At 62.1% G+C, this 23557-nt stretch carries 21 protein-coding genes; 8 read left to right on the forward strand and 13 right to left on the reverse strand.

The annotated features are described in order from the left end of the window. Positions 1-386: 386 nt before the first annotated feature. Entirely contained in the window at positions 387-2456 is a 2070-nt protein-coding gene (locus AADW18_RS04195) for a hypothetical protein (protein ID WP_337342120.1), read from the forward strand. 106 nt (positions 2457-2562) lie between these two features. Here the strand turns inward: AADW18_RS04195 and AADW18_RS04200 are convergent, their stop codons facing one another. Genes AADW18_RS04200 through AADW18_RS04210 form a run of 3 tightly spaced genes read right to left on the reverse strand, consistent with a single transcriptional unit; the run spans position 2563 to position 5485 of the window. Continuing rightward, on the reverse strand, positions 2563-3567 hold the full coding sequence (locus AADW18_RS04200) for a glycosyltransferase family A protein (protein ID WP_337342121.1): 1005 nt from the start codon (positions 3565-3567) through the stop codon (positions 2563-2565). Beyond that, the gene (locus tag AADW18_RS04205) at positions 3492-4310 is read right to left on the reverse strand and encodes a glycosyltransferase family 2 protein (protein WP_337342122.1); all 819 of its coding nucleotides are present in this window, start codon (positions 4308-4310) and stop codon (positions 3492-3494) included. Before AADW18_RS04205 ends, AADW18_RS04200 begins: the two co-directional genes overlap by 76 nt. Then, entirely contained in the window at positions 4307-5485 is a 1179-nt protein-coding gene (locus tag AADW18_RS04210) for a hypothetical protein (protein WP_337342123.1), read from the reverse strand. Before AADW18_RS04210 ends, AADW18_RS04205 begins: the two co-directional genes overlap by 4 nt. Here AADW18_RS04210 and AADW18_RS04215 point away from each other — a divergent pair. Further along, positions 5466-5768: a hypothetical protein gene (locus AADW18_RS04215; protein ID WP_337342124.1), complete on the forward strand. Its 303-nt coding sequence runs from the start codon at positions 5466-5468 to the stop codon at positions 5766-5768. The two genes, AADW18_RS04210 and AADW18_RS04215, sit on opposite strands and share 20 nt — an antisense overlap. Before the next feature lie 784 nt (positions 5769-6552). On the opposite strand, the gene AADW18_RS04220 is transcribed toward AADW18_RS04215, so the two are convergent. Genes AADW18_RS04220 through AADW18_RS04245 form a run of 6 tightly spaced genes read right to left on the reverse strand, consistent with a single transcriptional unit; the run spans position 6553 to position 13570 of the window. Continuing rightward, the gene (locus AADW18_RS04220) at positions 6553-7191 is read right to left on the reverse strand and encodes a polysaccharide deacetylase family protein (protein ID WP_337342125.1); all 639 of its coding nucleotides are present in this window, start codon (positions 7189-7191) and stop codon (positions 6553-6555) included. Continuing rightward, positions 7188-8348 carry a glycosyltransferase gene (locus tag AADW18_RS04225; RefSeq protein ID WP_337342126.1) on the reverse strand — a complete coding sequence of 387 codons (1161 nt, stop codon included), beginning with the start codon at positions 8346-8348 and terminating at the stop codon, positions 7188-7190. Before AADW18_RS04225 ends, AADW18_RS04220 begins: the two co-directional genes overlap by 4 nt. A gap of 13 nt (positions 8349-8361) precedes the next feature. Beyond that, positions 8362-9720: a phenylacetate--CoA ligase family protein gene (locus AADW18_RS04230; protein ID WP_337342127.1), complete on the reverse strand. Its 1359-nt coding sequence runs from the start codon at positions 9718-9720 to the stop codon at positions 8362-8364. Next, positions 9717-11273 carry a polysaccharide biosynthesis C-terminal domain-containing protein gene (locus AADW18_RS04235; RefSeq protein ID WP_337342128.1) on the reverse strand — a complete coding sequence of 519 codons (1557 nt, stop codon included), beginning with the start codon at positions 11271-11273 and terminating at the stop codon, positions 9717-9719. Before AADW18_RS04235 ends, AADW18_RS04230 begins: the two co-directional genes overlap by 4 nt. Then, the gene (locus AADW18_RS04240; protein ID WP_337342129.1) at positions 11270-12565 is read right to left on the reverse strand and encodes an O-antigen ligase family protein; all 1296 of its coding nucleotides are present in this window, start codon (positions 12563-12565) and stop codon (positions 11270-11272) included. Before AADW18_RS04240 ends, AADW18_RS04235 begins: the two co-directional genes overlap by 4 nt. A gap of 18 nt (positions 12566-12583) precedes the next feature. Beyond that, positions 12584-13570 (reverse strand): polysaccharide deacetylase family protein, encoded by a 987-nt coding sequence (locus AADW18_RS04245; protein ID WP_337342130.1) that lies wholly within the window; start codon positions 13568-13570, stop codon positions 12584-12586. Between the two features lie 517 nt (positions 13571-14087). On the opposite strand from AADW18_RS04245, the gene bamE reads away from it, so the two are divergent. The 6 genes from bamE (at position 14088) to AADW18_RS04275 (ending at position 21123) form a co-directional block, all read left to right on the forward strand. Continuing rightward, the gene (gene bamE / locus AADW18_RS04250; RefSeq protein ID WP_337342131.1) at positions 14088-14843 is read left to right on the forward strand and encodes an outer membrane protein assembly factor BamE; all 756 of its coding nucleotides are present in this window, start codon (positions 14088-14090) and stop codon (positions 14841-14843) included. 83 nt (positions 14844-14926) lie between these two features. Continuing rightward, complete coding sequence (locus AADW18_RS04255) at positions 14927-15538, forward strand: class I SAM-dependent methyltransferase (RefSeq protein WP_337342132.1); 612 nt, start codon at positions 14927-14929, stop codon at positions 15536-15538. Continuing rightward, positions 15531-16757: a glycosyltransferase gene (locus AADW18_RS04260; protein ID WP_337342133.1), complete on the forward strand. Its 1227-nt coding sequence runs from the start codon at positions 15531-15533 to the stop codon at positions 16755-16757. The genes AADW18_RS04255 and AADW18_RS04260 overlap by 8 nt, the downstream gene beginning before the upstream one ends. Further along, positions 16747-18807: an NAD-dependent epimerase/dehydratase family protein gene (locus tag AADW18_RS04265; RefSeq protein WP_337342134.1), complete on the forward strand. Its 2061-nt coding sequence runs from the start codon at positions 16747-16749 to the stop codon at positions 18805-18807. The genes AADW18_RS04260 and AADW18_RS04265 overlap by 11 nt, the downstream gene beginning before the upstream one ends. After that, the gene (locus tag AADW18_RS04270; RefSeq protein WP_337342135.1) at positions 18791-20017 is read left to right on the forward strand and encodes a GNAT family N-acetyltransferase; all 1227 of its coding nucleotides are present in this window, start codon (positions 18791-18793) and stop codon (positions 20015-20017) included. The genes AADW18_RS04265 and AADW18_RS04270 overlap by 17 nt, the downstream gene beginning before the upstream one ends. Before the next feature lie 2 nt (positions 20018-20019). Further along, positions 20020-21123, forward strand: a complete 1104-nt coding sequence (locus AADW18_RS04275; RefSeq protein WP_337342136.1) for a GNAT family N-acetyltransferase — start codon at positions 20020-20022, stop codon at positions 21121-21123. Positions 21124-21303: 180 nt separating this feature from the next. Here the strand turns inward: AADW18_RS04275 and AADW18_RS04280 are convergent, their stop codons facing one another. The 4 genes from AADW18_RS04280 to AADW18_RS04295 form a co-directional block, all read right to left on the reverse strand. Continuing rightward, complete coding sequence (locus AADW18_RS04280; RefSeq protein WP_337342137.1) at positions 21304-21663, reverse strand: hypothetical protein; 360 nt, start codon at positions 21661-21663, stop codon at positions 21304-21306. Positions 21664-21750: 87 nt separating this feature from the next. Continuing rightward, positions 21751-22122 (reverse strand): hypothetical protein, encoded by a 372-nt coding sequence (locus tag AADW18_RS04285; RefSeq protein ID WP_337342138.1) that lies wholly within the window; start codon positions 22120-22122, stop codon positions 21751-21753. Between the two features lie 82 nt (positions 22123-22204). Further along, positions 22205-22522 (reverse strand): hypothetical protein, encoded by a 318-nt coding sequence (locus tag AADW18_RS04290; RefSeq protein ID WP_337342139.1) that lies wholly within the window; start codon positions 22520-22522, stop codon positions 22205-22207. 2 nt (positions 22523-22524) lie between these two features. Further along, positions 22525-23448: an RHS repeat-associated core domain-containing protein gene (locus AADW18_RS04295; RefSeq protein ID WP_337342140.1), complete on the reverse strand. Its 924-nt coding sequence runs from the start codon at positions 23446-23448 to the stop codon at positions 22525-22527. Positions 23449-23557 lie beyond the last annotated feature (109 nt).

A 23557-nucleotide genomic window follows, 5' to 3' on the forward strand; every position in this document is an offset into this window, starting at 1 on the left:
CTGCTACATCAACCTGAGCCTTGAATGTGTTACCCATGTCCCCGCACACCCGTTACCCAGGTCTCCGGTCCGTACACTCGTGCAAAGAAAAGTAACGCCCGCGGCAAGCGCGTAGATCGTCAACTCCGATGAGCTATCCGCGCCAGCGCCCAAGAATTAGACCTGGCGCACAAAACCCATAGCCATGGCAGTACGACCAGCCGGCCAATGCCGCAAAACATGCCTGATACAAGCTGAACAAGCTGAATTCAGGCCGGCCGGTAACGTCAAAACCTCACGTTATGATGCCGGCGCCAAAGCGCGTATCTGGCCTGGGGGGAGCCGTGGCGGGACGACAACTATCGTGTTTGTCGCCTGCCGCGCGGGGCGTTATCAGGAGAGAGTCCGTGTCGCGCAAGACCATTCCGGCTACAGCCGTCACTGCGCGTGCCTTTGCACGCGTCAAGCGCCTATCGGCGGCCCTGCTGATCGGCAGTGCAGCGTTGGCCACTATCACGGTTGCCAGCGCCGCCGGCGCCTTCGGCGACACTTGGCAGTCCCGCTCAATGCGGACCTGGCAGCAGGCACAGTTGCTCGCCGAGCGTTACGAAGACCTCGCCCGCGTGCAGCCGATCTTTTATTGGGTCATCACGCGCAAGCGGACCAGCGCGGCTGCAGTCGCTTCGGCCACGGCCCGCAAAACACCGGCCAACCGCACGGACTCCACCGCAAAACCCGGCAACCCAGCCGCTTCAGGCACCCGCCCGGTAAGCAGCACTGTCCCCTCTTCCGTTCCGTCCTACACACCCGTCGCGAGTGGCGGCGGCATGACATCCGCGAATTCTTCGCGGGCTCGCCTGGTCCGGTTGCCCACTACGCTGCCTTATGTCGACCGCAATTCCGCGGCTTATTCCCGCTTCAAGAGCTGGGTGGACAGCGCGGTAAATGGCAGCCCCGGCTACGGTTTCGCCGCCATCGAAGCAGCGCTGATGTACCAGCTGTCGCCTGAAGCCAAGTACTGCACGCTGGCCGTGCGCATGGTCGAGCAACAGGTAGCCGACGCCGAAGCGGTGATCGCCGGCGGTGGCCGACCCGCCATTTCAGGCGATTCCTATCTGGAAGTCGGCCCGATGATCGCCGACCTGGCAATGACGATGCAGACCTGCTCGGCGATGGTCACCGCCAGCCAGCGCACCCGCTGGTCGGCCTACGCGCAGCAGGCGGTCTGGAACCTCTGGAATCATGAAGCCGCGCAATGGGGCGGGCGTTCGTTTCCCTGGTCCGGCTGGTCGGTCAACAACCCCGGCAACAACTACTACTACAGCTTCGTCGAAGCGACCATGTACTGGGCGCTGGCCAGCAACAACGCCACCTGGATGAACGAGTTGCGTGGCCGCTTGCTGCCGGCGTTGGAAGCGTACTTCGCCAGACTGCCGGGGGGCGGCAGCAGCGAAGGCACCGGCTATGGCACCTCGCACATGCGCTTGTTCTCGATCTACCACCTGTGGCGCGAAGCCACCGGCGTGGATCTTGCCAACAGCAATCCGCATGCGACCGACAGCATCTACTACTGGATCCATGCCACCGTGCCGACGCGCGATCGCTTCGCGCCTATTGGCGACCAGGCGCGCAACTCGATGCCCGAGTTGTACGACTATCACCGCCGGCTGATGTTGCAAGCCCGTCTGAATACCTATAACGAAAGCGCGCAGCGTGAGGCCACCTGGTGGCTGGCGAACATCTCCGTGCCCCGCATGACCTCCGGGTTCAACTACCGGCACGACCTGATGCCCGCCGGCGCTGTCGCCACGCAACCCGCCGGATTGATCCACTACGCCCAAGGTACGGGACACCTGTTCGCGCGCACCGACTGGAGCACCTCGGCGATGTGGCTGGCCATCGTGGCCGGCCCGTACAACGAAAGTCACGCGCATCAGGACCAGGGATCTTTCACCTTGTTCGCGCAGGATTGGTTGGCGGTAACCGCCAATGTGTGGAGTGCGAGCGGCATCAATCAGGGCACCGACGTGCATAACCTGGTGCGCTTCGTCCGCAACGGCACCGTAGCGCGCCAGTGCGAATCCACCACGCGCAAATCCACGCTGGCCGTGACGCCAGGTTCCGGTGGCGCTTTCACTGCAGCGGCCAACCTGACGCCGGCGTTCTGCGACAACACCGCGGTGACGTCATGGCAGCGCCAGTTCACCTTCGGCAGCCGCAAGCTGACGGTACGTGATCAGTTCGCCATCACCAGCGGCACCACCGCGACCTTCCAGGTCAACGTGCCCGTGCAGCCGGTACTGGTCAACAGCCGCGAAGCCACCGCCGGCCGCCTGCGCGTCCGCGTGCTGGAACCGGCCAATGCCACCATCAATTCCAACTTCAGCACCGGCAAATATGTCGAAGGCGGCGGTCGGTTCCGGATTGATGTGACCGGCGGTACCACCGGTTATCTGGTCGAATTGACGGAAATCTGATCGAGCTGCTTGAGTTGATCGCGTTGGCGGAGTGCTGAGGGAAGAGCTCGCGGCGGGACGCCGCTCCTACCCGATTGCTTCCGCTTCGCCAAACGTCAAAGTTGTGTCAATGGCGCCTGCTGGCCAGCAGGCGCCGCCGCAAATTCATCACGCTGATCGGCACGAAGGTGGCCGACCAAAGACTGAATCTCTCCAGGTTCGGTTTGCGCCATAGCGGCTGCATCAGCATCCTGCGTGCCGCACGCGGCTGCCGTACATAAAGCAGATGGCGGCCGAAATCGGTGCGGATCGACAGGACCTTGCCGCGGATGATGCGCGGCTCCAAGCCGAGCGCCTTGCCCAGCGTCAAAGCGTTGTGCAGTTCCGCATGGGCGCAGCGTTCTATCCGGCTGGTGACGCTGCCCGCCGCTGGCGTGTAATGACCCAGAAGCTCCGGTCGCGCCAACACCGACCACCCCGCCCGCGCGATCCGCAACCATAGGTTGTAATCCTCCGCGCCCAGCAACGCGAGGTCTTCGTCGAAGCCACCGACCTGCTCGAAGGCGGTGCGCCGCACCACCGCCATCGATGTGCAGATGCGGTTTTGCCGCCATAAAGTGTCGAAATCCAGACGTGCCGGCAGCGGCGCCCGCCCCAGCAAGGCGCAACCATGCAACAGTCCTGCACGGGAATCGCTACTGAGTTCCATCTGGCGCTGCATCTTCTCCGGCAACCAGGCATCGTCCGCGTCCAGGAACGCGATCCATGGTGACGATGACGCACGAACGCCATCGTTGCGGGCGGCTGCCGGGCCACCGTTCCTGCGTTGCAGCAGGCAAACCCGTTGGCCGTAACGGGCGACGATGGCTTCGATCGCCACGCGATCCGGCGACCCGTCGTCGACCACTATCACTTCAGCGGGAAGCAGCGTCTGCGCGAACACACTCTCCAGCGCGCGCGCCAACGTGGCCGCGGCGTTGTAAGCAGGAATGACGACCGCATAATCGCCTGCATGTGGATGTGAAGCACGCGTTCTTGCATCGCCGGTGGTGTACATCAGGTCGCCACCGGCTTTCGCTTCCAAAGCGCATGGCGAATGTAATGCAGCATGTACCAGACCGAGCTCAGCCATGGCAGACGTTCCACCTGCCGATAGATGCGCCATTGCCAACCCGCCGCGCGTAGCTTGTTGGCCGAGATCGAGCCGGCGCGCACCAGGTAATAGGCCAGAGGACGATCATGTTGAACGCGAATCGCGCCGCCCGCGCTGCGCACTCGTTCCAACCAGAAAACGTAGTCCTCATGCCCGACGCGCTGGAATGCCACATCGCCCAGACGGCGATCGTAGACGCCGGTCAGATTGCCGATGTGATTGCTCTTGAGCATGTCGGTGTAAGTCAGCTGCGCGGGAGGATCAACCCGTGACAGTGGGCGGTCATCCTCGGCAACCCGCTGATACGCCGTGTACGACACCATCGCCCCGCTATCGCTCATCTGCGCAATCTGCAGTTCCAGCTTTCGGCTATCCCACCAATCGTCACTGTCCAGGAAGGCGATATGGCTGCCACGTGCGGCGCGCATGCCGGCATTGCGTGCTTCGGCAACGCCAGCATTGGCAGGCTGGCGCAGCGCTTTTACTCGCGCATCGGACTGCGCGTATTCGGCAATGATCGCAGGCGACTCGTCGGTCGATCCATCGTCTACCAGGATCAACTCCAGCGCGGGGAACGTCTGCTGCAGCACCGATTCGATCGAGCGCCGCATGGTCCGGCTGGCGTTGAATACGGGCATGACAACGCTGACCAGCACTTCGTCCGCGGCGTCACCCAACGGGGCCGCCGGCGCCGCCTCGGTTGGCAGAACAGCGGCGATCATGCCGCCTTCTGGCCAGCCCCGGCCCACGACGACAACGGCGGCGGCAGCACGTAGTCGCGATAGTCGTTGGGGTTGCCCACGCGGCCCGCTTCCGCCGCCTTGATGATGTTGTATACCTCGCGCGAGGTGACGTAATGCAGCACGTAGCGCTTGCCATCGTTATAGGTGCGCTCCAGATGGTCGTGCATCGCGTCGGTCGCCGGTCCCAGCAGCGTGTCCATGTCCGACTCCTGCGTGCCATGGGTGTGCACTTTGACGAACACCCAATCCGGTCGCCCTTCGACGTGTACGCCGGTACGCACCCACGCATCGACGCGTTCGGGCGTGGGCGGGCAGCCACGGCGCACGTCGGCATTCTCGATACGCGGCACCAGACCCATCCGACGCTCGCGCCAGTTGAGGCCCAGCGGCCCCTGCACGATCATCAGGTCGCCGGTGGGATGGCCGCCTACATGGACGGCTACACCGTCGTCGTGCGACTTGGGATGGCGCGGATCGTCGGTGGCGTAGTAGATCGAATTGATGGTCTTGGTCTGAGTGTCGCTGGGCGCGGACGGCAGGGTGAAGTCGGCATAGCAACCCAGCTCGCGCAGCAGGATCAGTTCGTTGTTGATGCCACACCAGCGACCGTCGCCGCGCGAGTTGTCCAGGCACCAGTTGCCGTGAATGAAGCCAAAGCGCAGCTCGCCTGTTTTCGGATCGCGGGACAGCGCGCCATGGCGCTGATGCAGCGTGCGGCAGAAACGCGAGATGCTTTCGCGGAAATTGTCTTCGGTGTCGTTGTCGTGGTGCAGATGGATCTCGATCTCGCCGAAACCATCCGCGCATAGCGACGCCAGCTTATCCAGATGCTCCTCGGCGTACTCTTCTTCCGGGTAGAAAAAACTGTGCTGCGGCGGACGCCCATCGGCATCGCGGTGCTGGGACGCCAATGCGCGGTAGTCGCGGCACCAACGGTCCACGCGTGCACGTTGCGTGGGCAGGTCGGCGCCATGCCACATGGGCTCGAAATGATCGACGAAGCAGAACATCACGTGCACCGGGCGGTCTTCCACCTTGGGCACGCGGCGGCGCAGATAGCTGCCGATCCAGATTTCCATATTGCGCGCACGCAGCAACCGCCAGACCACGAACGCCGCGGCTGCCGGCAACACCATGACGGCGATCAGCGCCATTTGCCAAAAACTGTCCAAGCCATCCCCTTTTGATCTTGCCCACGCGATGGGCTACGTCATTGATAACGCGGGGAGGAGGTGTGACCGGCCAGTGGGTGTTCCTTTCGTGTTGACCATGACAAATCGTCATCCCGGTCCAGGCGTCGGGTTTTCGCTCTTTAGCTACGGCGCTGGCGCGGCGAGTTCGCCTGGGCTGGTGATCTACGCGCCTGCCGCGGGCGTCACTTTGACCAGCCATTCGGCTGTTGAGAAGCGCTTCTTTGCTCGTGCAAAGAACAAGTAACCAAAAGAGGTGCTCTTCAACAGCCGAATGGCTGGTCAAGCACGCCCCTGGCGGCGCGTCCTTCGGGTGCGTGTCGCCGGTGGGAATTTTCGGAAGGCACATCCATGTGCCTGCCGAAAACGCCGCGCGTCCTGCGCGGCGCCCCAACGGGTTGTACCCACCGGCGCCACCGCGCCTTAAAGGGGACCCCAAAGCCAGAAGCAACCGCTAGAGCAAGAGCGAAAGGCAAGGCCTCTGCTTTGGTGCTCGCTATCGCTTGGCTTTGGCTTTGGCTGTGGCTTTTGATTCTTCGGGGCCCCGTTTAGGCGTGGCAAGCGGGACGGGTAAAACCCCGCAGGGGCGGCGCACAGGATGTGCGTCGTTTTTGGCAGGCACATGGATGTGCCTTCCAAAAATTCCCGGCCCGATTGCGAACCCCGAAGGGGCGCGCCGCCTGGGGCGTGTTTCTTTTGGTTACTTGTTCTTTGCACGAGCAAAGAAGCGCTTCTCAACAGCCGAATGGCTGGTCAAAGTGACGCCCGCGGCAGGCGCGTAGATCATCAACTCCGACGAGCCACCCGCGTCAGCGCCAAGAGCCACGAGCCACGAGCCACGAGCACGAAGTATCCGCTTGTAACGAAGCAGATGGCGAGTCACTGCCATTCCCTCATCCGCCCTCCGGGCACCTCGCTTCGCGCCCCAGCCCTGCGCAGCACGCAGGGCGTTCAGGCAAGCACGAGCCAATGGCTCGTAAGCCGCATGCCTTCACCCCGAGGGGAGAAGGAAAGCGCCCCGAGGGAACGAATCAACCTTCCTGCGGCAACGCCAACAACGAAAACCCTTCCGCCTTCCAAGCCGGAATCAACGACTCCAACATCTCCAGCGAAATAGTGCTGTCATCGTGCATCAGCACGATATCGCCCGCGCGCACCGGGTGCCGTTTGATGATGTCCACCAGCTCCGGCGCAGGCCGGCGACTGTAGTCCAGGCTGTCGTAGGACCAGTACGCGATCCGGCGGCGCTGGCGGATGAAGCGCAGCATCAACGGCAGTGGCAGCACTCCGCGCGGCGGGCGGAAGCCATGCTTGACGTGTCCGCTGACGGACGCCAACGCCCGGTCGGTCCGTTCAATCTCGTCGAACTGCGCATCCAGCGGCAGCGTATCGAACTGCGGATGGGTAAACGAATGATTGCCCAGCGTATGTCCTTCCTCGACGATCCGTCGCGCCAACGCCGAATGCCGATCGATCTGTTCCCCGATCAGGAAGAAAGTCGCCTTGGCGCCGTGCCGCGCCAGCAGGTCCAGCAGTGGGGGCGTGTGCTCCGGGTGCGGGCCATCGTCGAACGTCAGGTACAAGCCTTTTCGCGCGCGCGGTCCCGCCGTCTGGATCCAGGCGGCGGGCAGCCAGCGCAGTACGTTCAATCTTCTGGGTCTGGGATTCATAGGTTGGGCATGGCACGGTGCGGTGTGGACGAAACCGTTTGGCCCTCGCCGCTCGGCTGAGCATAAAGCCGCAGGTACCGTTCGGCCATGGTTCGCAGCGAGCCTTCCGCGAGCACCCATTTCCGGCCGGCGCGGCCCATTGTGCTGGTCAGTTCCGGGGCTTGCAGCAACCGCTCCAATGCCGCGGCCAGCGCATCGGGATCGGCGGCGGGAACCAGCAGGCCATTATTCTGGTCGCGGACGATTTCGCGGTTACCGCCCACATCGGTCGCCACGATCGGCAGGCCCGCCGCGCAGGCCTCAAGCAGCGCCACGGAATAGCCTTCGCTCAACGAAGACAGCGCGAAGATATCCAGTCCTCGCAACAACCGGTCCACGTCGCTGCGATCGCCAAGGAAACGCACTGCGTCGCCAAGTTTCAGTTCGGCGGCCAGCTGTTCCAGTTCGATGCGCAGCGTGCCGTCGCCGACCAGCAACAGGACGGCTTCAGGCACCCTCTCCCGCACACGTGCGAACGCATGCAGCAGGTTGGCCTGGTCCTTGACGGGCTGCATTCGTCCCACCGTGCCGATGACACGGCTACCCGGCGGCCATCCCAGTTCCGCGATCAGCGCTTCGCGTGCACGCACGCTGGCAGGCGCGAAGCGTTCGACACGAATGCCGTTGGGAACCGTCAGCAATCCCGCGCGCGGACGCACGCCGTCGCGGTCGAAGTGATCGCGCGCGGCTTCACACACGGCGGCGACGAAATCAGTGGCCGGCATCGCACGACGGTACAGCCATTCGCGGCGGCGGCTGGGCCCCATCACTCCCATGCCATGCCGGGTATTGACGATGCAGCGCAACGGCAGGCCGGCGGCCGCCAACACCGCGTGGTAGTGCGCCGCCGCGTTGTGAGTGTGCAGCACTCCGCCCGGCGGAGCTTCCTTCAGAAAGCGCCGCGCGCGCAGGACGGCGCCCAGGTCCGCGCCATTGCGCTTGCCGCAAGCCAATACCGGCACCTTGCGCGCATCCAACTCTTCGGCCAGCGCACCGCGCTCGAACAGGCAGATCACACGGCACGCATGGCCGGCGTCACGCTGCGCACCGATCAGGTCGATGACGGTACGCTCCAAACCTCCGCGTTCCAGGTTTTCAACAAAATGCGTGATGTTCACGCGTTCTCCTGATTCATGACAACTCCGAAATAGTGACGCGCAACTTTCCAGTAGCGGTTAATGGAATATCGTCCGCGTAACGGAAATCCAGCTGCACGCTGTCACCGACCACCTTGGCCAGCTCGCGCCGGATCAGATCGACTACCGACGGATCGAAGTCGGCATCGCGCACCAGTGAAATATCGAACGCATCCAGGCGCTTCTGCACCACTTGATAGCGCTTGATGCCGGTGGCGTGCAGAAAAGCGTAGACGATGTACTCGCCAGGTACGTAGCGGCCGTCCGGCGTCCGCAACGCATCCAGCTTGCGGCCGTTCACGCGGGTCAGCAGCGGCAGTCCGCGGCCGCAGGCGCAGGTTCCCGAACCGGCCGTAGCAAGATCGCCATTGATGTAGCGCAGCAGCGGCATGCCGTAGTTATGCAGATCGGTGACGATGATTTCGCGCGGCGTGTCCATGCTCGCATCCGCGCCGGCAGTGCCGACCGAGTCGCCCAGTTCCACGCACAGATGGTCGGCATTGACGTGCAGCCCTTTGTGCTCTTCGCACTCGGCGGCAATCAGCATGAACTCGCGGCAGCCATAGGTGTTGTATACCGGGCAGCCGAATGCTTCGCCAATGAGCTTGCGTTGCCCGTCATGCAGCGCCTCGGCCGCGCTCAGGATGCGCATCGGCCGATGGATGCGGCGGCCATTGGCGGTCAGCCATTCCGCCATCTTCATGATCGGCGCCACGTAGGAAACAATGGTTTCCGGGCGATAGCGGTCTATCGCATCGGCGTACTCGGCCATCCGCGCTTCGCTCATCTCGAACGCATTGAGCATGTGCCGGTTGAAGATGGCGTGATACATGCGGTCCTTGCGTTTTTGCGCACCGACCGGCGTTCCCCACAAGTACAGCGTGCGCTGGCCCAGCCGTGCGCCGCCCCAACCGTAGCCGCGCCACATGATCGCCAGACGGCGTTCGTAGCTCTCTCGGGTGTAGCCGAAACGCAGCGGCTCGCCGGTGGAGCCACCGGTGGTTTTGTACAACAGGCCATCGCGGTGATTGTCGGCAATCAGTTGATCGAAATGCGCGCGGATCTCCGGCTTGTCGATGACTGGCAGGCGTGCGTAATCTTCCGGGCCGCGGATATCTTCCGGACTGGCGATACCCAGCGGCTGCCAGCGTTGGCGGTAGTACGGCACGTGGTCCCAGCAATGGCGGATCAGCCGCTGGAGCTTCTCCCACTGCAAGCGCTGGATCTGTTCCGGCGCCAACCACTGGCTGCTTTCGTAATCACGCAGATGAGCCAATGTCTTGCGCCGCCGCAGCCCCGACTCGTAAGCCGGAAACAGCACGCGGCGGAACAGCGATTCATAGAGATCTTTCATGGCATCCCCTCCCCCTGTGCACGTCGCTCGGCCCAGGCCAGGAAACGTGCGCCGAAACGCGGCCGGCCTGCTGCGAAACGCTGGTGCAGCTGCTGCAGGTGGGCGATGTCCTCCCGACACCAACAGCCCAGCAACAGCGTCAGCGGCGCATACGCCAATACAAACACCATTCCACCCACCAGCACCGCCGCCAACGGCGCCAGCTGACCGCGCAACGGCCATGCGATCACTACCGCCAACAACGCGCTGGCCCAGATCCGCGCCAGCTTGTTCCAATCCGGCGAAGCGTGGCTGACTCGGATCGTCAGCCACATGTAAGCAATGGCGTTGATCAGCGCCACCGTGACGTAGGCGATCGCCGCGCCTGTCAAACCAAAATTCGCGATCAACACCGCATCCAGCACAACCTTCAATATTGCGCCACCCACCACCATTACCAGGATGCTGCGCTGACGATCGGCGCTGACCAGCAGGCTGGAGGCGCCCTGCGTCATGGCGACAAGACAGGTGCCGAGCAAGCAGGCGGCGAACACCGGACCGGCGGCGTCATAGGCCGGTCCATACATGACGTGGATGATGTCGCCACCGAACGCCAGCCCGAACGCGAACAGCGGCGCGGCCAGCAGCGTGAGATAGCCGGTGGTGGCGACGAAGCGGCGCGCCGCGACCTCGCGGCCCTGGCTCAGCGCGCCGGCCATCATCGGCAGCAGCAATGCACCGAATACGCCGGGCACCAGCGCTGCCGCGCCGACCGCCAATTGGTACGCCACCTTGAACTGACCCGCCGCGTGGCTATCGGCATACAGATTGAGGAACATCACCTCGACTTCGCTGGCTATCAGAAAGCCCACCGACACCGTCAGCGCGGTCCAGCCCATGTGGCGTTTCACACGTGCCATCAGAATTGGTGGCAAAAGGATGCCGGCTTGGCGCGGCGGTACCAACGGTGCGATCTGACGGAACGACATGCCGTAGAAGACCACCCCGGATGCCACGAATACCGCCAGCAACCATTCCACCGGCGCATCGAACTGCCAGGCCAGCACCACCAGCACCAGGTTGATGGGGGTGGAGACCAGCGCGATGATGGCGGTGGCGCGGAAGTTCTCGAAGCCCTTGGCAACGCCGATGTTGAACATGTAGGACGATCGCAACACTACCGCCACCACCAGAAAGCCGAGCAGCAGCTTGTGGTTCATGCCCGGCGCGATGTGGTCGCCGGCAAAGATGAAAACCGCGGCACCGGCCAGCAAAACGACCAATAGGAAGAGCCGCTGGGCACGGCGCAGATAGTCCAGCAGATGGGGCACCATTTCCGTTTGCCCGCTTCCGCGCAGTTCGGCCACGAATTTGATCGCTGCGCTGGCGGTACCGGAATTGGTGGTCGCCACGCCCATCGCCACCAGCCAGATCACCAGGCTGTAGGCGCCGAAACCATCGGGCCCCAGATGCCGGGCAATGATGATGGACGTGAGCATGCCAAGCACGTACTCGGTGTACAGGCCCACCGAGGAAAAGAACGTATTGTTGAGCGTGCGAGACCGACTACTCATGCCATTGCCAACAGAACCTTGACGGTGATGTACAACCCGATAACGCCGATTACGGCGTAAATCGGCCACCGGATAAGGTCGTTGGCCAGGCTGAAACGCGGCAGGCTGGGATAGGTTTCCTGCAGGCGCGTGTAGTGCGCGACCACCAGCGCCACCAGCAGATAGAGAATGACCACGTAGCTGCGGCTCAGAAAGAACGCCGCTGTGAAGAATCCGGTCAGCGACATCAGCAACGTCAGGGCGATGGCCCGGTCGGTACGCCAATCCTTCAGCGCCACCTCATCGGACACATCCATCGGCACGTCGTCGATGATGCCGTCGTTGCGCTTGAGGATCGTCAGCATCATCTTGAAGCAGTAGCCCACGATGGCCAGCCACAGCGTGAAACCGATGATTCCCATCTCCGCCAGCACCAGCACGAAGGAGTTATGCGCGGTCAGTTCGTGCCGGTCCGAATAGCCGCCGGCACCGATGCCGAACAATGGGCTGCCCATGAACATCTGGATCCCTTCGTACCACGAGTCCACCCGGCCCATCGCCGAGGCTTCCGATACGTCCATCTCCTGCATGCGCGAGGGCAGCATCATCAGTCCGCCCAGGGCCACCGCGCCCATGATGCCCGCGGTGAACATGCCGCGCTTCTGCCAGACATACACGCCCAGTACCGCGACCAGCGCCAGCAGCGTGCCGCGTGAATTGGTCAGATAGCAGCCCCAGACCAACACCACCATCACTGCCCACCAGAACAACCGATTGAAGCCCAGCAGGCCGCCTCGAGTACTCAGGTACAGCGCCATCGGCAGGCACATCACGAACAGCATGCCCAGGTCGTTGGGGTCATTGAAGATACCGACGTACTGGATGCGCGTACCCTGCGACATCTCCACGCCCGTCCAGCCAATGCCGGTATTGGCCTGGTCGATGCCATGTATCGCCAGCACCGCCGAACAGACCGCCAGCACGCCCATCACCACCTGCATGCGTTCGCGCGTGTGTGTCGCGTTGGCCAGCAGCACATAGGCCAACAGTACCGGCGCGAATATGAAGAAGACGAACAGCGCGCCGCCGGTCCAGCCGTTGACCACCTTGGAGAACATCGCCACCAGCAGGAACATCGGGATCAGCAGGTATTGCGGCGCCGCGAACGACTTGCGCGCGGACATCAGCCAAAGGCCACCGGCCAGCACCAGTGCGATGGATTGCATGGGCGGCCCGGGAGATTCGGCCACCGCGGGATAGTCCTGCGGCCGGATCAGCACCAGCGCCAGGTAGATCAGCATGAAAACAAACATCAGTACCCGCTACTCCGATCAGACACGTAATTTGGACGCATAACAAAACACTTCAGGCACCGTCACCATGGCTTCGAACCAGGCACGGTCCATCTCCCGCTCCACCGGCAAGCGCGGCAGCGCGTAGCGCGTGGCGGGCATCACATTGCCGGTGCCGGCCATGTAGCTGCAGGCCAGACGGAAACCAGCGGTACGCACCGTATCGACGGTTTCCTGATCGAAGGCATCCGGACCGCCGACCGGATACGAAAGCACGCCAGGAGCAACGCCCAACTCGCGCTCCAGCGCCTGCTTGGAACCGACCACTTCTTCGGCCATCTGTTCCAGCGGCAACTTGGCCAACATGCGGTGACCCACGCCATGGGAACCGACCTCCATGCCGGCGTGGTGCATCTCGCGCAACTGGTCCCATGTCATCGGACGGCAATCCGGATGACCGTTCTCGCGGGGCATCCGCCATTCCTCTTCGAGCCGCGCGATCAACCGTGCCTGGCCTGCATCGTCCAGCGTCTTGATCCGGTCCAGCAACTCGGAGGCACGCGCGCGTCGTTCTTCCAGTGTCGCGCCGAGAGTCCAGTCCAGGCCCAGTTCCGGCGCCAGCAGCCGCTCCACCGGCGCCGTGCACACCATGTGCACCAGCCAATCGTAGGCATAGGGCAGCCCGGAATCGATGTGCCCGGTGGAAACGAAGAACATCGCCGACATTTCCAGCTCGCGCAGGATGGGAAATGCGACGCGATAGTTGTCGTCATAGCCGTCATCGAACGTGACCAGCACCGCGCCCTTGGGCAATGGCCGGCCCGCATCGACACAAGCCAGCACCTCGTCAAAGCGCATCGGGTGGAAGTGCTTGCGCAGGAACAGCATCTGTTGGCGGAAGCCTTCCGCTGAAGCACTGATCAGTTCCGTATCGAAACTGAAGCCTGCCGGCTCCGCCGATTCCAGCACACGGTGATAAGCCAGCACGCGCAAATCATGCCGCGATACCGAACGCAGCCGCTTCATCAACGGCAACATCCCCGCCCGGTGGCACCAGCGCGCCAGGGTTTTCCGGCGGCCCGTCGTTTCCATCGTTTGTATAGACACTCCCCTGCCCGCCATGTCCGTAACCGGCCACCTTGCCTGATGCCTTTAGTACGGAGAATCCAGCAGCATCCGGCCATTGGTGGCGGTGCCCCGCAATGCCGATGGCCGGATGTGCCTGGAATCCTCGTCTTGCAATGTGGGGAGTTGTTGGCGGGAAGCGGGAGCGGCTGCTCTTTCCCTTCTCCCTCCGGGGTGAAGGCATGCGGCTTACGAGCCATTGGCTCGTGCATGCCTGAACGCGCTGCGTGCTGCGCAGGGCTGGGGCGCGCAGTGAGATGCCCGAAGGGGTGATGAGGAAATGGCAATGACTCGCCATTAGGTTTCCCGACAAGCGGACGCTCCATTCCCTCATCCGTCGCTGCGCGCCACCTTCTCCCGGAAGGAGAAGGAAAAGAACCTCCGAACCTAAAAAAAAGCCACCAGGAGCCACAAATCCATGTCGGACGACACCGACTTCGTCGCGCTTTACGATGAGCTGGGCCTGGATGCCGAATGCAGCATGGCGAGCTTCAAGCACGCCTATCGCCGCCGCATCGCCAAGCTGCATCCCGATCATTTCGGCGCGCCGTCCGACATCTCCCGGCTGCAACGCCTCAACCGGCTTTACTCGGCCGCACTGGAGTTCCACCGCCTGCATGGCCGCCTGCCGGGCGCCTCGCGACCCGTTCGCGTTGTCGGCGCCGCTCCCGTGCGAAATATCTACCCGGGCGACGGCCGCAACACCCACGGCGCACGCAATGAACGGCATGTCCAGCATGCCGCCAACGCCTCATCAGGATCCGCCTCGACAAGCACCGCGGAAGCAAATCCGGTGGCCGGTTTTCCCCGTCGTCGGCGTTATTTGCTGATGTTGGGACTGCTTGCGCTGTTGCTTTATTGGCTGGGTGCGCAGCGGACCTCGGTGCCCACATTGGATCCGGAAGGACCTGGCGATGCGGTGCAACCGGGTTTGCGTGCGCCCGATGCCGGCAAACGGATAGCCGTCGGCATGGATCGCGAGCAGGTCCGGCGCATTCTGGGAACCCCGCTAACCGAGCACGAACAACGCTGGGAATACGGGCCATCCTGGATTGAGTTCCGTTGCGGCAAGGTGACCAGCTGGTACGCCTCACCGCTATATCCGTTGCGGGTGGAAGACGACAGCGCTGCCGCCCAAGCGGAGGCGGCGCTGAAGGAGCCGCCGAGCTGCTAAAAAAGAATGCTGCTGAACAATAACGCCATTGAAACAGACGCAGTTGAGAACGTACGACGTTGGAAAATACAGGGGAAATCGCGATGTTCTCTGGCACCGCCAGGCTGCTGAAAAAAGCGCAAAGACGTTTATGGATGAAGTATGCGTTGCGCGGCGTCGGCGGTAGCGACAACCACTCGCGCCTGGACCTCGCCTACAGCCTCGAAGATCCCTGGAACATGGAATCGCAGCTGGAACAGGCGCGCTTCGAAGCCACCAATCGCATCATCGAGCAAGCATTCGGCCGGGTTGGATCGCTGCTGGAGATCGGTTGCGGCGAAGGCCATCAGACCCGCTATCTCGCCCGCGTCAGCGATCAGCAATTCGGCATCGACGTCAGTGCGCAGGCCGTCGAACGCGCACGTCTTCGGCTGCCTTCAGCCCAGTTCGCCGCAGCCGATCTCTTCCAGCAGCCCTGGGGCGAGCAGCGCCATCGTTTCGATCTGGTCACCGCATGCGAAGTGCTCTATTACCTGAGCGATCCCGCCGCCACCATCGAACGCATGCGCCACCTCGGCCGCAATGGCCTGGTGACCTTCTTCGCACCCGCCTGCGGCCGCATCGGCCCGCACCTGGATCGCATTCCCGGGCTGCACAAGGATTGGATCTATCACGGCGGTACGTCGTGGTTGATCGGGTGGTGGAAGGATGCTTGACGCGCGCGACACGCAGAAGGAAGAAGTACTGAAAGACGTCGGCGTCGTCTACTTCGGCAACGATTGGCATGCGGAGAACCGTACCAGCAGCCATCACGTGGCATCGCGCCTGGTCCGGACCATGCCGCTGCTGTACGTCGATTCGCCCGGCATGCGCGCGCCCAGTGCATCCGGCCGCGACTTCAAGCGGGCGTTCCGCAAGATCTTCGCTGCGCTGAAGCCGCCAGTGAAAGTCGCCGATAACTTCTGGCATTGCACGGTGCCGCAGCTGCCGTTCCGCCGCGTACCCGGCGTGGAGACCTTCAACCGCGTATTCAGTCGCTGGGCGGTGCGCCGCGCATTGCGACATGCCGGCATCACCCGGCGGATCTCGTGGTTCGTGGTGCCGCACCCGGGCTTCATGGCCAAGCACCTGGGCGAAGAGCTGTGCGTCTTCTACTGCATCGACGACTACGCCGCACATCCAGGCGTGGATGCCACCATGATTGCGCAGCGCGATGAAGCGCTCAGCCGCGACGCGGATCTGCTGTTCGTCGCGCCCCCCGCGCTGCTGGAAACCAAGCGCGCCTTGAATCCATCCACTACCTTCGCGCCGCATGGCGTGGACGTGGAACTGTTCCGCCGCGCCTGCGATCCGCAGACCGAAGTGCCCGCCGCCGCCCGCGGGCTTTCCGCGCCGGTGATCGGCTATATCGGCTCGGTGCACGAATGGATCGACCTGGAACTGATCGCCTGGCTGGCTACCGAACGTCCGCAGTGGTCGTTCCTGCTGGTGGGCCACGCCGCCGCCGATGTTTCCGCCTTGCGCGCCCTGCCCAACGTACACCTGGTCGGCGCGCAGCCTTACGTGACGTTGCCGGCATGGGCGAAGGCATTCGATGCCGCCATCATTCCGTACCGCCTGAATCGCCAGGTCGCCAACGCCAATCCGCTGAAACTGCGCGAATACCTGGCGACCGGAAAACCCGTCGTCAGTGTGCGCAACGCCGAGATCGAAAAGTTCGCGCGCTGGGTGCGCATCGCTGACGACCATGCCGGCTTTCTGGCCGCGCTGGATGCTGCCATCCACGATCAAGGCGAAGAAGCCACCGCCGCACGCATCGCCGCCGTCGCCGACCAGACCTGGGACCGCCGGGTCGAGGACGTGCTCGAAACGGTCGCGCAAGCGATGGCCCTACAGAATTCACCCCTCTCCTATCCGGTTACCCATGGCAACTGATTCCCTCCCCAAATTGCGCGTGGCCGTTGTCGGCGCGGGCTATGTCGCCACGCACCACCTTGCCGCATTGAAGGCGCTGGACTTCGTCGAGATCGTCGGCATTTGCGACACCCAGTTGCCTGCCGCGCAGGCGCTGGCGCAGCGGTTCGGCGTGCCGCTGGCCGCCGCGTCGCTGGCAGAACTGGCACCCGCGCGCCCGCAGGCGGTACATGTACTGACTCCTCCCTCCTCGCACGCAGCCATCGCGCTTGCGGCGATGGAAATGGGATGCCATGTGCTGGTCGAAAAGCCGATGGCCGATTCGGTCGCCGATTGCGAAGCCATGATTGCCCGTGCGCGCGAAAAGCGCCTGACCCTGGGCGTCAATCATTCCGACTTGTTCGACCCGGTGCTGCTGCAAGCACTGGATGCCGTGCGCAACGGTCGCATCGGCGAGGTGTTGTCGGTCGATATCGTGCGCAACTCGGAATATCCCGCTTACGCGGGTGGTCCGCTGCCGGGTTCGGTGACGCAAGGCTCGTATCCGTTTCGGGACCTGGGCGTGCATGGCCTCTACACCATCGAGGCATTCCTAGGGGAAGTGAAGCAACTGGACATCGCCTATCAGGCGCGCGGCACCGACCCCAATCTGCATTTCGACGAATGGCAGGCGCATGCCCACACCGCACGCGGCGTTGGCCGCCTGCTGTTGTCGTGGAACGCGCGCCCGATGGAAAACCGGCTTTTCGTCCGCGGCACGCGCGGCACCATCGAGGTGGATCGCTTCCTGCAGACCTGCCGCATCCATCGCGTGCTGCCCGGGCCGAAATTCATCGGCATCGTGATGAATTCGTTCTTCAGCGCCATCAAGGATGTCTTTCGTATTCCGTGGAATGTGGTTCGCTTCGCCACTGGCATGCTGCAGCCATCGCCCGGCATCCGTCGCGGTGCGCAAGAGTTCGCAAAAGCCGTTCGTCATCAGACGCAGCCGCCGTTCGGTGGCGAAGACGCTTTGCGTATCGCCAAGTTGCTGGAACCCGCATGTGCGGAGCCCGATCGCTTGCGCCTCAAGATGCTGGAAAGCAGCTACACGCCGCTTGAACCGGCCGATGCGCTGGTGACGGGCGCGGGCGGATTCCTGGGCCGTCGGCTGGTGGCTCGCCTGCGCAAGCGCGGACAGCGCGTGCGTGTGCTGGTGCGTCGCCCGGTGACCGAATACGCCAACGATTCCGGCATACAGATGGTGATCGGCGACCTGGGCGATCCGCGCATCGTGGCGCACGCGGTGGAAGGTGCGTGCGTGGTGTATCACGTGGGCGCCGCCATGCGCGGCAGCGTGCGCGACTTCGAAGCCGGCACGGTCTGGGGCACGCGCAACGTCATCGCCGCCTGCGTGAAGAGCAAACCCAAGCGTCTGGTTTATGTCAGCTCCATGAGCGTGTTCGACCACGCCGGCCGCGATCCGCAAGGCACGATGGTGGAAGCATCAGCATTCGAACCGCATCCCGAATGGCGCGGTGCCTATACGCAAACCAAGCTCAGCGCGGAACGCGATGTGCACGCTGCCATTCGCGACCATGGCGTGCCGGCGGTGATCCTGCGCCCCGGCCAGATTTTCGGACCGGGCGCGGAACGGGTGACGCCCAATGGCGTGATCGGACTGGCCGGGCGCTGGGTGGCGGTCGGCAGCGGCGCCATGACGCTTCCGTTGATCTATATCGAAGACGTCATCGACGCATTGTTGCAGGCAGCCGAAGCGCCCGATGCGGTGGGGCGCGTGTTCAATGTGGTCGACCCACACCCTGTCACGCAGCAGGCCTATCTGGACCGTTGTCGCCGCAAGTTGGGCGATGAGATCAAGGTCGTGCGCACGCCAGCGTGGGTGTTCATGATGTTGGGATTCGGCGTGGAGATACTCGGCAAGCTGCTGCGCCGCGACGTGCCCTTGACGCGCTACCGCGTGCGTTCGTTGCGGCCGCTGGCCAACTTCGACGTATCGGCCGCACGCGACGGTTTGGGCTGGACACCACGGATCGGTGTGGAAAAAGGCCTCGATGCTACCTTCGACTGAATCTCGCCATTCGCTAACGCTTGCTCTGCCACCGGAAGGCGATACACCGTGGTCTGGCGCCGTCGCCACTCCCGTGACGCTCGGACTTTCGTCCGCGGGCGGCGACTACTACGTCCGCTTGGAACGGCTGCCTGATCTTGACCGGCTGGAACTCAAGTGGCGTGAGCTGGAGCGCCAGGCGGACGTCAGTTATTTCGTCAGCTGGCATTGGATAGGGGCATGGCTGGCGCTGATCTGCCCGCGGCAGATCGCGCGCTTGGCCACGGTGTACCAGAACGGGCGCCGCGTGGCCTTTGGTGTGTTCACCGTGCGCCGCCGCTGGTTCGGCCTGGGCCCCATGCATTTGCTCCTGCATGAAGTCGGCGACCGGGTGCTGGATAATCTGACGATCGAATACAACGGCCTGCTGTGCGAACGCGGGCACGAACGCGAAGCGCTGGCGGCGGTGATCCGCTACCTCACTCGCGCCAATTCGCGTTGGCTGACGTTCTATCTGCCCGGCGTAGACGCCGACAGCGTGCCGTTCGACCGCATTCGGTCCGATGCGGTCGATACCCGCATCATGAAACGCTCCACGCATTATGTGGATCTGGCGGCATTGCGCGAAAGCGGCAGCGATTATCTTTCCACCGTGCTCAGCAGCAATGCGCGCAGCGCGGTGCGCCGTACTGCGCGCAAGCTGGAAAGCCAATTCGGTGAATTGTCGGTAACCGTCGCTGATACGCAGGAACAAAAGCTGGCGTTCTTCCATGAAATGGTGCGACTGCACCAAGCGCACTGGAGCGGCGAGCAGGATGAACACGGCGCCTTCGGCGACCCTCGCATTCTGCACTTCCACGAGAGTCTTATCGCTGACGCCACCATTGGCGAAGGCGAAGGCGCGCAGCTGGTGCGTCTCGATGCGGGCGGCCAAGTAGTGGGCTACGTGTACAACCTGGTGTGGCGCGGTGTGGTTTATTTCTATCAGGCTGGTATCGACTATCCCCGCTTCGGTGATTTCGGCAGCCCGGGCCTGCTGCTACTGAGCCGCACCATAGAACGCACATTGGCGGATGGCCACGCGCGTTTTGAGCTGATGGCCGGCGATTCCGAATACAAGCGCAAGCTCGGCATGGCCGAAGGCAAGATGATCTGGCTGTCACTCGACCGCATCGGCTGGACATCGCGGCTGCGGCGCGCGTGGTGGTCGTTGGCACGCAGGGATAGCTGAGCGTGAGCCTTAGCCTGAAGTGGCAGCCACTTGCCGATCTGGACGAAGCCGCCATCGCGTCCTGGAGCGAACTCGCGCGCAAGGCCGAAAAGCCTAATCCGTTCTCCGCGCCGGAGTTCGTATTACCCGCCGCGCGCTGGCTGACGCCCGAGCACACGCCGTGGATCGCATCGATATACCGGTCAGGCGAACTCATCGGCGTGGGCTGCTTTACCCCGGAGCGTGCGAACCTCTTCATACCGGTGCCGCATCTGCGCAGTTATCGCTGCGCTCATTCGTTCCGTTCCGGCCTGCTGCATCTGCCAGGAGAATCGGTTGCCGTCGCCGAGGCACTGCTGCGCTTTCTACACAACGACAAACCTCGCCGGCATGCACTGGCTTTCCACAACGTGATGGCCGATTGCCTGGTGATGGAAGCCATGCGTCGGCAACTTCGCACGACGGGTGGACGCTGGTTCGAACGCCACCGCTTCCACCGCCCGGTCCTGCGCTTGAACACGCGGCAGGAAGTCGTGAAGCGCCTTCCCTCGGCCGTGGTGAAAGACCTGCGCCGCCGTCATCGGCGTCTGCAAGGCCGGGGCGAAACCACCTTCCGCATCCTGCAAGGCCCACAAGCCAACGGCCGCGCCACACAGACACACCTGGAACTGGAACACGACGGTTGGAAAGGCGACGCCGGCAGCTCCATGCTCAGCTCGCAGGCACACACCCGCTTCTTCCAGGAAATGATGGAACGCTTCCGCCAAACCGGCGGCGCCGTATTCGCCGAGATCCTCTGCGGCGGAGAAGTCATCGCATCCAGCAGCAATCTGCTGCTCGGCGGGACATTGAATGGCTTCAAGACCGGCTGGCACCACGGCTACGCCGCCGCCAGCCCCGGCCGCTTGAACGAACTACTCCTGTTCGAACAAATGCCCACCCTATGGCCGCACGCCAACACCTTCGACAGCCAAGCGCAGCAGGATTCCTATCTCGCCAACATGCTGCCCGACCGCGAAACGATGTTGACGGGTGTGTTGACCACAACGCAGCTAGGCAGCCATGCGATGACGGCTGCAAGGTTCCTGCGGCCGCTGGCTTACAGATTGGAACGCGACGCCAGCTGACCGCGAGAGCATCTCGTAGAGCCGAGCTTGCTCGGCTGCTCTTGCTCCATGTTGCCTTGCTTCACGTAGAGCGGAGCTTGCTCCGCTGCTCTTCGTTCGCAACTGCTTAAAGGAAACGAACGTTTACGCCAAAGAAAGAACAGCGGAGCAAGCTCCGCTCTACGTGCGCCGCTTGAACGCTCACTTCGCCACATAGACACCCATTATTTTCGGCCGACCTGAATAACACTCGGTGTTGCTGACGATCACGTTGACAGGCTTACCGGATGAAAACGCCATCAACACAGCCGCGTAATAGGTCCTATAGCCAGGATGGCTCGTATCGGAAATATAACCATCAGGCATGGAACAGCCAGCTGGATTCAAAATTTCTTCGTCCGTCTCAATCGCAAAAGTATCCGAAGCCCAGCCGGTACGTATTCTCTTAATTGTCACTGCTCCAGTCTCCGCAGCTAATGCTTCCGCGGCCAGAATGCCGCAGACAAGAAAAGCTCCGGCAATGAGCGAGTATCTTCTTGCCGTTCCGTGGTCAGCTTTCATTCGCCTCTCTTTTGTGGACTGTCATGCCTAGGGAACCTTCAGGAAGCCAAGAACGCACCGCCGCCGGCGAGCACCGCCGCGGTCAGATCACGAACTAAGCATCGTATAAATCAACTCGCAGTCAGGCGTGCCTTCAATAACTCTTACACGGACATCCTTTCCCATAACGGACGCCGTTAGAAGCATCGAGTAAATTTCAGCGTGCCGCTTGTTGCTTTCTTTCAGTACAATGAATGCCCCTTGAAACAAGGTACAGTTGAGCGCGGACTTGTTGTCCGCGTCCATCTCTATGTATCCGTGCCCGGTTCCTCCATGCGGATAGAGGTTTTTCACCTTCCCTGTACAACCGGCTGGATCGCACGTTCCCGCGATTGCAAGCATAGGGATCTGTAACGCGAGAACGGCAAATATCTTCTTAATCGCTGCGAACCCCTTAGTAGTAGTCACTTTGCGGGACATCGCCATGCTTCAACTTGTGAAATGATGTTGGAATCCAGCTTGGAAAGCCCTGGGTGCGCTTCGCTTACCCAGGCTACGCTGGCTACGTAGCCTTACGAATAGCTCGTTTCTCAAAAAGCTGAGATATAGAATCCGTAAGATTGTTCCAATCAGTAGAAATAGCCATGCTAGCTAAACGTAGATTAATCAGCGAGCTGACTAAGCGATCTTCATCTCCGGAAACTAAAGCCAGCTCGACCATTTTTATGGCCTCGTCGAACCTGCCGAAGTCCTCAAACAACTCAGCGTCTGCCGACGCACAACTTTTAGCGATCTCATTCATCTCGTCGGCAGTGTACTTACCAGACGAGGCAGCCATTTCCCGCACTAGGTCAAATGCAGATGATAATTTTTCACTCATATTCAATCCTTAAGTCTACGACCAGCCTCAATTGCCGCCTCGGTCTTTTTTACGTTCGTTGTTCCATCCATATTAAGAACAGCTTTCGCTTTTCCAGTGCTATCAAATACCTCAATATGATCTTTGTGCTTTGCGTCCATGTACAACTGATCACCCTTCTTGAGAATTGAATTCTCAATCTTTTCCGTAACTTTGTAGATCGACTGTCCTTGATATTGACGTGATGTCTTTATCAAACTTCCTGCAATCGATTTACCAAACTCAGAACCTTTTAGAAATTTCCCGAAACTTGCAAATCTTCCTCCAGGCAGAATGCCAACGACGGCCAATGCGACACCTGTTTTATCCCGGTCTCGAACAGCATCTTTGAATGACAGAACGCTATCAACAGGCGCAACTCCTGTTCGCAACACTCGAATCCCTTCACCACTCCAAGCCTGATCGAATTCCTCTGAGGTCATGCACTCGCCGGTACTCGTGTAGCAACGCCCATCCGGATCAGTGAATTTATAGGGGTTGTTGGCAGCGTATCGATAACGATGAAAGTAGCCAACCCGGCTGCTCAATGCTGTGACAGGATCGACGCTCAGCATCATTCCAACGCCGGGATCGTAGTAACGCTGCTGCATATACGTCAGCCCAGTCGCCGCGTCCTGCACATGCCCGGTAAACCCAATACCACCATAGTTGGGCTGGCCAATGATGGCCCCATACGGTTCGTAATCAAGCCGCTCGATCACCTGACCCGCTTGGTTGGTCACCGCCACCGGACTGCCCAGCGCATCGGCATGGATGTACTCCACCGTGGTCTGCGCCTGCGCCACCCAGGCTACGCTGGCTGCGCTATAGGCCGCACAACCGGCAACATTGCAGGCCCGAGAGCGGAGCTTGCTCCGCTGTTCTTCGCTCCAGGAGGTCGAACGCAATAGGTCGCGTTGTAGGGTGTGGTGAGCGCAGCGCGAACGATGCGGTGCGGTGCGGTGCGGTGCGGTGCGGTGCGCCTACGGCTTACCGCATCATACGGGCTGGGCGAAT

Source organism: Pseudoxanthomonas sp. CCNWLY206-1, from assembly GCF_039710385.1.
Lineage (GTDB): Bacteria > Pseudomonadota > Gammaproteobacteria > Xanthomonadales > Xanthomonadaceae > Pseudoxanthomonas_A.